The following is a 9,174-nucleotide window of genomic DNA, read 5'->3' as shown; positions in this document are numbered from 1 at the left end:
GCCACGGTTGACCGCGCCACCTGGGAACTGCCGGCCATCTTCAAGCTGGTGTCCGAGCTCGGCAATGTTCCCCTTGCCGACCTCGAGCGCACGCTCAACCTCGGTGTCGGCATGGTGGCCATCGTGTCTCCCGAAATCGCCGACGCCGCCGTGGCCCGCCTCAACGAGCGCGGCTTGCCGTCGTGGGTCATGGGTACGGTGGCCGCGGACTCCGACTCGGTCATCAAGAGCGGTCCGGACTACGTCCAGGGCGCCAAGGGCGTCGACGGCGGCGCCGTGCGCCTCGTGAACGCCTACGCCTAAGCGTTCTTCACGCAAAAAGTGCCCACCCCATTGCCGATCAGGCAGTTGTGGGCACTTTTGTTTGAGGCCTAGTTGCTTTCGGCGGCCATGACGCTGAAGGCTGCTCCGGCTGGATCACCGAGGACTGCCATGCGGCCGACGCCAGGGACGTCGAAGGCAGGCGCGAAGACCTGGGCGCCGAGCTCGACGGCCTTCGCCACGGACTCGTTCACGTCCGCAACATTGAAGTAGGTCATCCAGAACGGCGGCATTCCCTCGACGGGCTGCTTCATGGCGCCGCCCACGGACTTCCCGTCCACTACGAGCTGGGTGTATTCCTGCAGGTCTCCGGCCGCGGCCGTCTCGCTGGAGCATCCCGTCACGGATTCGTAGAAGGCGACGGCCTTGGGGACGTCGTTCGTCTGCAGTTCGTTCCAGACCACCGTGCCCGGTTCATTGACCAGCCGGCGCCGTGGTGGGTTCCGGCCTCCCAGAAGCCAATCTGTGCACCCGTGGGATCGGCTGCGAAGAACATCCGCCCGCTTCCGTTGGGGACGCTGTCCGGCGGGAAGAGAACGTTGCCGCCTGCCGCCGTGACGCGCACAGCGGCGTCATCTACCGAATCGACGGCGAGGTAGTTGGCCCAGAAGGACGGTGCGCCGGCCGCGGCCATGTCCGGCATCTGCTGCATCATGCCCGCCACGTAGCGGTCCTGCAGCTTGGCCATGTAGTAGGTCATGCCGTTGCCGGCATCCATCGCGTCCAATTCCCAGCCGAACAGATCACTGTAAAAGGCCTTGGAGGCCTCAATGTCCGACGACGACAGGTCCACCCAACACGGGGTTCCCTGCTTGTAGCTATCAACCTGCGGCATTGCTATCCCTTCGTTGATGATGCCTCGAGCTTATGCGTGAACAGTCCGGCCGGTGAAAGCGACCAGGCGCTCCAGGCTGGATGCCGTCTCGGCGACTTCCCGGGCCGCGGCGAAGCTGCCGCTTGCGCGGACCTGCTCGCTGATGGTGTTCTGCGCGAGGACCTCGACGTAGTCGGTGAGCTCATCCGCCACCGACACCTCGAAGCCCAGGGCCTTGGAGAAGTCCCAGGCGTGGACCAGGAACTCGAGGTTGAGGATGGAGGCGACCATCGTGGCCGGCAGTTCGGCGAAGCCCATGTCAATGGTGCCTTCGAGGCCGCGGCGATAGAAGGCTTCCAGCGTCGGCTGGGCGAGGTCGGCGATGCGCACCTCGGGCGACTTCCCGGCGTCGTCGGCTACTTCGGCGCCCAGGGCCTTGGCGATGTTGGCAATTGAGCCGGCAAGGTGGTCAAGCAACTGGGACACGTTGAAATCGGCGCACGGAGTCTGGGTCTGCGCGTCGGCCTCGGTCACCTGCGCCAGTACGCGTTGCACGATGGCGAGCGTGGCGTCCGCGGAGGTGAGCTCGTTGAGGTCGGCAGGGGCAGCTGCCCATTCGTCGGCACCGGCGTCGCCCGTGGAAGCCTCGGCGAGGAGACGGTCGAGGTAGTGGTTCCAGCCCTCGGAGTGGCCTGCCAGGGCTTCCGGAGTCGGAAGGCCTTCGTGCACCAAGCGCACGGAGGTGCCGCCGTCGGCCGGCTCAAGGGTGATGGCTACCGTGGAGACGTTGTCCGCCGGCGCTTCGGGCTGCTCCCAGCCCCAAGTGAAGACGACGCGCTTGCCGGGCTCGATTTCCGTGAACGTTCCCGCCGCGTGGTGACCCGGGGTGATGGTCCAGCGGTACTCGCCGCCAACCTTGAGGTCGACGCGGGCGGCAACGGTCTGCCAGCGGCGGAGGCGTGCGGGCTGCGTGATGAGTTCGAACGCCTGGTCGACGTTGAGGGGAAGAAGAACGGTCTTGTCGTAAATCATGATGATTCCTCTGTTGTTTGAAGGCGGTCGGTGGTGAAGTTTTGTGCGTCAGCGAGGAGCATGTCCAGCTCAGCGGTCCAGAACTGCTCAAAAAGCATCCGGAGTTCTCTCATGCCGTCGTTATCCAAGCGGTAGTAGCGGTTGCGTCCCTCTTTGCGGGCCGCAACGAGGCCTACCTGCTCCAGCAACAACAAGTGCTGCGAGACAGCGGATCTGCTCACCGTGAATTCGCCAGCCAGCTCCGTCACGGTGCGCTCGCCCGCCGCAAGCAGGTGCAACAGGCGCCGCCTGTTCGGCTCCGCGGCAACTTCCAGTCGGTCGAGCATGATTAATACGTTAGCCGTCACTAACGCATTCTGTCAACCACTTCCGAGAGCGCACTATCAACAACTACAGGACCGCAGACAAGAACGCCCTGGTCCGCTCATGCTGCGGGTTGCCGATGACCTCTTCGGCGGGACCTTCCTCAATGATCCGGCCGCCGTGCATGAACACCACCCGATCAGCCACGTCGCGGGCGAAGCCCATCTCGTGCGCCACAACAAGCATGGTCATTCCCGTCCGGGCCAGGTCCTTCATCACCCTGAGGACCTCGCCCACCAACTCCGGATCCAGCGCCGACGTCGGCTCGTCAAACAGCATCAGCTTCGGCTGCATGCACAGGGCCCGGGCGATCGCCACCCGCTGCTGCTGCCCGCCCGAGAGGTGCCGTGGATAGGCCCCCGCCTTCTCCGACAGGCCCACCTTCTCCAGCAAATCCAACGCCCGACGGCGGACATCCGCCTTGCGGTGCTTGAGCACCCTGATCGGGGCTTCCATCAGGTTCTCCAGCACGGTCATGTGCGGGAAGAGGTTGAAGTGCTGGAAGACCATCCCGATATCCGTGCGGTCGGCGCAGATTTCGTTGTGGGACTGTTCATGGAGCTTGTCCCCCTTGATCCGGTAGCCCACGGCCCTGTCCCCCACCCACAGCAGGCCACCGTCGATCTTCTCCAGGTGGTTCACGCACCGCAGGAAGGTGCTTTTCCCGGAGCCGGAGGCGCCGATGAGGCAGACCACTTCGCCGCTCTGGACGTGGAGATCGATTCCCTTGAGGACCTCATTGTCGCCGAAACTCTTGCGCACGCCTTCCGCGCGTACCAGCGGAAGCGCCTCCGGCGCCTTGCGGCTTTCCTTCGTCTCGATAGTCATGACTGGCCTTCCTTTCCTGAGCCTTGTTTTCGTGAGCCTTGCGCGGAATGTACCCTGAAGAATTTCCGCAACCGCTCGGCGGTGGTCGGCGGGACGGAACGGGACGTTCCCCGGGCGAAGTGCCGTTCCAGGTAGCCTTGGCCCACCGTGAACACCGTGGTGACGATGATGTACCAGATACTGGCGACCAGGAGCAGCGGGACAACCTGCAGGTTCTTCGAGTAGATGATCTGGGCGGAGTACAGGAGCTCGGGGACCGCCAGGACACTGACCAGCGAGGTCATCTTGAGCATGCCGATGAACTCATTGCCCGTAGGCGGGATGATGACGCGCATGGCCTGCGGCAGGATCACCCTGATGAGGGTCTGGATGCGGGACATGCCGAGGGCACCCGCAGCTTCGCCTTGACCTTGATCGATGGACTGGATTCCTGCCCGGACGATCTCCGACATGTAGGCAGCCTCGTTGAGGCCCAGGCCAAGGATCGCCGCGGCGAGGGGTGTGATGATCTGGTTGGCGTCGAGGCTGACGCCGGGGATACCAAAGGTGATCTCCGGATACAGCGCCGACAAGTTGAACCAGAACAACAGCTGGACCAGGACGGGGGTGCCTCGGAAGATCGTCACATAGGCGCTTGCCGAGGCCTTGACCACGGGGTTTGCCGAAAGCTGCATGACCGCAAGCACTACGCCAAGCCCCACCCCGACAGCCATGCAGACAACCGTCAGGAACAGGGTGATGCCGATCCCGTTGACTATGGCAACGTCACGGAAATACAGGGCCACCTTGTCCCAGCCGAAACGGGGATTGCTCACCGCGGAAACAAGCAACAGGATCACGACGGCGCCTACCGCAGTGCCAGCCACCCATCGCCAGGGGTGCCTGGCCGAGACCACGGTGAACTGTCCGCGGTCCGTTGTTCCCATCTTGGGGACGGTGATCACGGTGCTCATTTCGCACCACTCGCGTCCACGGCATCAGCGCTGATGGTCACCGAGTCCGGGATTCCGTACTTCGCATTGATCGCCTTGTACGTGTCGCCAGCGATCAGCGCCCTGACCGCCGCGACCATCGCCTTGGTCAGGGGCGAGCCTTTGGGCATGGCGATACCTACCGGCGTCGGTTCGAAGTCCTGGTTGCCGGCGAGCTCGAAGGCACCGCCGGAAAGCTTGCTTGCGTAACCCATGCCAACAAGGCCTGAGAGGACGCTGTCCACGCGGCCGGAGATGAGTGCCAGGTTGGCTTCGTTCTGGGAGGGAAACAACTGGATGTCGATCGGCGCTTTGCCGGCGACGACGCACTGCTTCGAAAACGCCGGAAGGGTCTCGATCCCTTGCGTGGTCCCCTTTTCGCCACCCACCTTCGTGCCGCACAGCTTCATCGCGTCGAGGGCCAGCTTCTTGGGGTTGCCGGCCTTGACGGCAAGGCCGGAGCCGCTGCTTTGGTAGGAGGCGAAATCGGCATTCATCTTACGCTCGGCCGTGACATTGAAACCCGAGATGCCGACGTCGTACTTGTTGGAGCTCACGCCCGGGAGGATGGTGTCGAAGGTCGCGGGAACCATCTTGACTTCGAGCCCCAGCGTCTCGCCGACTGCTTTCGCAAAGTCCGCGTCCCAGCCGACAACCGTCTTGCTGTCAGCCGCGTAGAACTCATAAGGCGCGAAGGTGGGGTCGGTGCCGACCACCAATGTCCCCTTGGCCTTGACGTCCGGGGGCAAGAGATTCGCGGCGGACTTGTTGAAGGGCGCCGCCGGAATCGCAGCGTCCTTGCCGGGAATCGAACTGGCGGCGGCTTCCTTGCCGGCGTCGAGTGACGCAGTGGTGCAGCCGCTGAGCCCGACGGCGGCGGCCAGCAGCAGGGCGGCTGTGGAGATGTATCTAGGACGGTTCATGATTGCCTTTCGCATAGCTTGTTCCATGGTCAACGGCGATGTTGACCACGGTGGTGCCGATATTGACGAGGGCGGGATGCCGAATGATTGCGACCACCCCGTCCATCGGTGAAAAGAAGTCTTTTGGAGGACGCTCGAGTTCTTCCACTGAGTGAACGCGGGCCACGAGCTCTCCGGCCGCGACTTTCTGGCCAAGTCCGACCACCGGCTCGAGGATGCCTGCCATGGTGGAATGGACTGCGGACTGGGCCGTGAGTTCGACCCACTGGATCGGCTCTCCGATCCCTGAGAGGCCGGCGTCCTTGAGCACGCCCCAGTGCCCAAGCAGCGAACGAAGTCCCTTCCGGGCCCTTGCGAGGATCGGCAGGGATACGGTTCCCCTCCCACCGAGTTCGGTCGAGATCATCGGCACGCCGGCCCGATCGGCCGCGCCGCTGATGGAGCCCGCCTTAAGCATGGGCTTCACCACGACGGAATAAGGGGCATTGAATGCGGCGACCGCCGCCACCTTCGCAGCCCATAGCTCCGGCGTCGGTCCTTGGTAGACGAACGCGGACGGCACATACTCCGAGGCGATCCCCCCGGAATGGATGTCCATCACAAAGTCGGCCATGGGGATGAGTTCCTGGGCCACGATCGAGGCGATCTGCAGTGCCGGTCCGCCGTCGGCGCGGCCCGGGAGGGCACGGTTCAGATTGACCCGGTCCACGCTGGAAACACGTCTTCCTTCGCGGACAGCAGGGATGTTGAGGGCGGGCAGGATGATCAATCTCCCGGTCACCTCATCAGGGTTCAAGGTGCGGATGAGTTCCTGGAGAAGGATCTGTCCTTCATATTCGTCGCCATGCGTACCGGCGATCAGGAGGACCGTGGGGCCGTCCCCACCACTCAGGACCGCGATCGGCGAAGGGATGACAGCGGCGTCATTCTCATTGTCCGAATGTTCGATCTCCAGGTAACCCAGCTGCTTGCCGACGGCGGCAAAATCGATGCCGGGTATGCGTGGAATGCGCAGGCTCATAGGGCAACTTTCTTCAGGGTTGGTAGAATTGGATTCACTGTATACAGTGAATCCTGTGATGTAAAGCACGTAGGATTGAACGAGTTTTGATACGAAAAAGGGGATGAGGCGAATGGCCACGCAAGCTGCCAAGGGGATGAGGCCGCTGAGCGAGCACGTCTACGACAGGATCAGCAATGAGATCGTCAACGGAGTGGTCGAGCCTGGCGCTCCCCTGGTCCAGGAACAGCTGGCCGAAGAATACGGCGTGTCCCGGACGCCGGTCCGCGACGCCCTGAACCGCTTGGTCCACGAAGGACTCGCCACTTTGGTCCCGGGCTCGGGGTATTTCGCGACGACGCTGACCCGATCAGCCGTCGAGGAAGTCTACGAAGTACGCAAGGCCCTCGAGATCATGGCCATCAGGCAGTGTGGGGCAAAATACACCAACCTTCAGCTTGCGAGGCTGGAGCTGCTTATCGCCGAGGGTGCGGCAAGCGCCGACCCGGAGGAACTGTTCACCGCCACGCGGGCGTTCCATTTGGGCTTGGCGGCGCCTGCGCCCAACGGATTCTTGCTGAAAACCCTCGAATCCGTCTGGGACAACCCTGTTCAACGGCTCATCAGCCGCTCGTACCCCTTGGACGACGCCAAGCTTGAGCGCGTGGCGGACGCCCACCGGAAGATCCTGGCCGCAGCGCGCGCCAACGACCTCGAAACACTGATCCCCCTGCTGGATCTGTGCCACGAGAAGGACTGACCGGCCAAAGGGCACGAAAAAGGCCCGTAGCGCACGCCAATCATGGCGCGCCCTACGGGCTCTATCGTTTTGGGAGGCATCCGGGGATGCCAAACGACCTCGTGTACGACGGCGGTACGCAACTCGATGCCGAAAGGCACCTGATTGTTGCTACAGCTATCCGATACGGCGGGTGTCTACCTCGTCGTCATCGTCTTCCAAGTCCTGTGCGTACTTGTCCTCGTAAGCCGAGTAGTCCGGCTCCGGCGGATCATCCGCGAATCGGCTCGTCGCACGACTTGATGGCCCAGTCAGCTCGCGCTGAAGGGCCGAATAGTCAGTGTTCGGGGAGTAGTACTTGATGTCCCGAGCCTGCTTGGTAGCTTTTGCCTTTTGACGGCCGCGCCCCATGGCGTGACCCCCTTTTGTACTTGGACCGGAGGTGGTCACCTTGGCGATCGGTGAGGCCCCGGAATGTTTGGTCAATTTGTCGTATGTCTAGATTACATGCTTTCTGGAGCAACTGCTTGCCACTTGCTTCGCGAAAGCGCCGTCACAGTTCCACCTGGCAGTATCTCCATTCATTGGCATGAAAAACTTGGGTAGAGTCGCCCTAATATGGGGCGGCAGGCATGAAAGGCGCGAACTCAGACATGGGCCAGGACAACATGATCCAGGGCAACAACGGTACGGGCGACAATGAGTCGCCGGTAGACCCTGGTTCCGGGACCTGGTATTCCGGGACTTCGGGCACGTACCCCGATGCAGGCATGCCTGGCGAAACCGGGCCCGAGGGCCCTGCTCCCTCCGAGAAAGGCTCGTCCCTGCGGACTGCCCTGGACGCCATAACGCGGTATCGGCTCATCATTGGCGGCATCGTGCTGGCCGTGCTGATCCTGATCGGCGTAGTGATCTGGGTCCTCGTCGGGGCCTTGGCCAACCGCCCGGCGGCCGCACCCGTCCCCGCGCCGGCCACGTCCACCAGCCGCGGTCCCCTCCCGGCGGATGTGGAGGCAAAGAATTACCAGCTGGGAGATTGCTTCGCCGATTTCGACTCCAACGCCATCAAGTCCAAGGTGGTGGACTGCACCACCGACCATTCGGCCCAGCTGGGCGCCATCTTCCGGTACAAGGCTGACGACACCTTCCCCGGCGCCACTGCCTTGCGTGACAAAGGCCGCGAAATCTGCCGTGACCTGGTGCTCAACGAGGCCTCCACGAAGTACGCGCTCCTGCAGCAGAACGTGTACCCGAGTGCCACGAGCTGGGACAACGGCGACCGCCGCGTGGACTGCTTCATCGTGGTGAACTCGGGAAACACGCTCAAGGAATCCGTGCTGCAGAAGTAGCTATTCCTTCCGCCTCACCGTCAGGCCGCTACCCGCCGGAGCACCGCCGTCGGGACCCGTCAAAGCCTCGAGACCCTCGATGGTGAGTTCGTCGACGTCGGCCGCGGTGTCCACCAGTACCGTGTCGCCGTCCGCGATCTGTCCGGCAAGGATTTCCCTGGCCAGGCGGTCACCGATCTCGCGTTGAACCAGCCTTCGCAGCGGACGGGCGCCGTAGGCGGGATCGTAACCGGACATCGCGAGCCAGGCACGGGCGCCGTCGCTGACCTCAAGGGTGAGCCGGCGGTCGTGCAGCCGCTTGGTCAGCTCGTCCACGTGCAATTCGACGATCCTGGCGAGCTCGTCGACGCTGAGCGGATCGAACAGCACAATCTCGTCGAGCCGGTTGAGGAATTCCGGCTTGAAGGAGGCGTTGACCACGGCCATGACCGCATTCCGCTTCGCCGTGGAGTCCAGCGTTGGATCTACAAGGAACTGGCTACCCGAGTTGGAGGTCAACACCAGGATGGTGTTCCGGAAGTCCACGGTGCGGCCCTGCCCGTCGGTGAGGCGGCCGTCGTCGAGCACTTGAAGGAGGATGTCGAACACTTCCGGGTGGGCCTTCTCCACCTCGTCGAGCAAGATCACGGAGTACGGGCGACGGCGGACCGCTTCGGTGAGCTGGCCGCCTTCCTCGTAGCCCACGTATCCGGGAGGGGCACCGACCAGCCGGGCCACGGAGTGCTTCTCGCCGTATTCGGACATGTCGATCCGCACCATGGCGCGTCGTCGTCGAACAGGAAGTCGGCGAGTGCTTGGCGAGCTCGGTCTTACCGACGCCGGTGGGGCCCAGGA

Annotated in this window: 12 protein-coding genes and 1 pseudogene; 3 read left to right on the top strand and 10 right to left on the bottom strand. The window is 63.3% G+C overall.

Annotated features, from left to right (window positions below; genetic code table 11):
- A partial coding sequence (locus AHiyo1_RS21400; protein WP_340639362.1) for an AIR synthase-related protein occupies positions 1–303 on the top strand: 303 nt, incomplete at its 5' end.
- Positions 304–371: 68 nt separating this feature from the next.
- On the opposite strand, the gene AHiyo1_RS25105 is transcribed toward AHiyo1_RS21400, so the two are convergent.
- From AHiyo1_RS25105 to AHiyo1_RS21365, 8 genes are read right to left on the bottom strand one after another with little or no spacing between them, the layout of a single operon-like run.
- Positions 372–665: a VOC family protein gene (locus AHiyo1_RS25105; RefSeq protein ID WP_253257529.1), complete on the bottom strand. Its 294-nt coding sequence runs from the start codon at positions 663–665 to the stop codon at positions 372–374.
- Positions 662–1,156, bottom strand: a complete 495-nt coding sequence (locus AHiyo1_RS25100) for a VOC family protein (RefSeq protein WP_172465694.1) — start codon at positions 1,154–1,156, stop codon at positions 662–664. Before AHiyo1_RS25100 ends, AHiyo1_RS25105 begins: the two co-directional genes overlap by 4 nt.
- A 30-nt stretch (positions 1,157–1,186) precedes the next feature.
- Positions 1,187–2,167, bottom strand: a complete 981-nt coding sequence (locus AHiyo1_RS21390) for a TIGR03086 family metal-binding protein (RefSeq protein ID WP_059389931.1) — start codon at positions 2,165–2,167, stop codon at positions 1,187–1,189.
- Positions 2,164–2,514, bottom strand: coding sequence for an ArsR/SmtB family transcription factor (locus tag AHiyo1_RS21385; protein ID WP_253257528.1), 351 nt, complete (start codon positions 2,512–2,514; stop codon positions 2,164–2,166). Before AHiyo1_RS21385 ends, AHiyo1_RS21390 begins: the two co-directional genes overlap by 4 nt.
- A 43-nt stretch (positions 2,515–2,557) precedes the next feature.
- Positions 2,558–3,358, bottom strand: a complete 801-nt coding sequence (locus AHiyo1_RS21380; RefSeq protein ID WP_059389929.1) for an amino acid ABC transporter ATP-binding protein — start codon at positions 3,356–3,358, stop codon at positions 2,558–2,560.
- A complete protein-coding gene (locus tag AHiyo1_RS21375) occupies positions 3,355–4,311 on the bottom strand; it encodes an amino acid ABC transporter permease (RefSeq protein WP_059389928.1) in 957 nt (318 codons plus the stop codon). The genes AHiyo1_RS21380 and AHiyo1_RS21375 overlap by 4 nt, the downstream gene beginning before the upstream one ends.
- Complete coding sequence (locus AHiyo1_RS21370; RefSeq protein WP_172465693.1) at positions 4,308–5,267, bottom strand: ABC transporter substrate-binding protein; 960 nt, start codon at positions 5,265–5,267, stop codon at positions 4,308–4,310. Before AHiyo1_RS21370 ends, AHiyo1_RS21375 begins: the two co-directional genes overlap by 4 nt.
- Positions 5,239–6,273 carry a succinylglutamate desuccinylase/aspartoacylase family protein gene (locus AHiyo1_RS21365; RefSeq protein WP_059389926.1) on the bottom strand — a complete coding sequence of 345 codons (1,035 nt, stop codon included), beginning with the start codon at positions 6,271–6,273 and terminating at the stop codon, positions 5,239–5,241. Before AHiyo1_RS21365 ends, AHiyo1_RS21370 begins: the two co-directional genes overlap by 29 nt.
- Before the next feature lie 112 nt (positions 6,274–6,385).
- Between AHiyo1_RS21365 and AHiyo1_RS21360 the strand changes: the two genes are divergently transcribed.
- Positions 6,386–7,012 (top strand): GntR family transcriptional regulator, encoded by a 627-nt coding sequence (locus tag AHiyo1_RS21360; RefSeq protein ID WP_059389925.1) that lies wholly within the window; start codon positions 6,386–6,388, stop codon positions 7,010–7,012.
- Between the two features lie 156 nt (positions 7,013–7,168).
- Here AHiyo1_RS21360 and AHiyo1_RS21355 read toward each other — a convergent pair whose 3' ends face one another.
- Entirely contained in the window at positions 7,169–7,402 is a 234-nt protein-coding gene (locus AHiyo1_RS21355) for a DUF3073 domain-containing protein (protein WP_028265518.1), read from the bottom strand.
- A gap of 221 nt (positions 7,403–7,623) precedes the next feature.
- Here AHiyo1_RS21355 and AHiyo1_RS21350 point away from each other — a divergent pair, with 221 nt between their 5' ends.
- The gene (locus tag AHiyo1_RS21350) at positions 7,624–8,340 is read left to right on the top strand and encodes a septum formation family protein (protein ID WP_084784665.1); all 717 of its coding nucleotides are present in this window, start codon (positions 7,624–7,626) and stop codon (positions 8,338–8,340) included.
- On the opposite strand, the pseudogene AHiyo1_RS27515 reads toward AHiyo1_RS21350, so the two are convergent.
- Positions 8,341–9,174: pseudogene (locus AHiyo1_RS27515) on the bottom strand (AAA family ATPase); the annotation flags it as partial.

Origin of the sequence: Arthrobacter sp. Hiyo1 (assembly GCF_001263615.2) — a bacterium.
In the GTDB taxonomy this organism is placed as follows: Bacteria; Actinomycetota; Actinomycetes; order Actinomycetales; family Micrococcaceae; genus Arthrobacter.
This window is presented reverse-complemented; position numbering and strand designations above follow the sequence as displayed.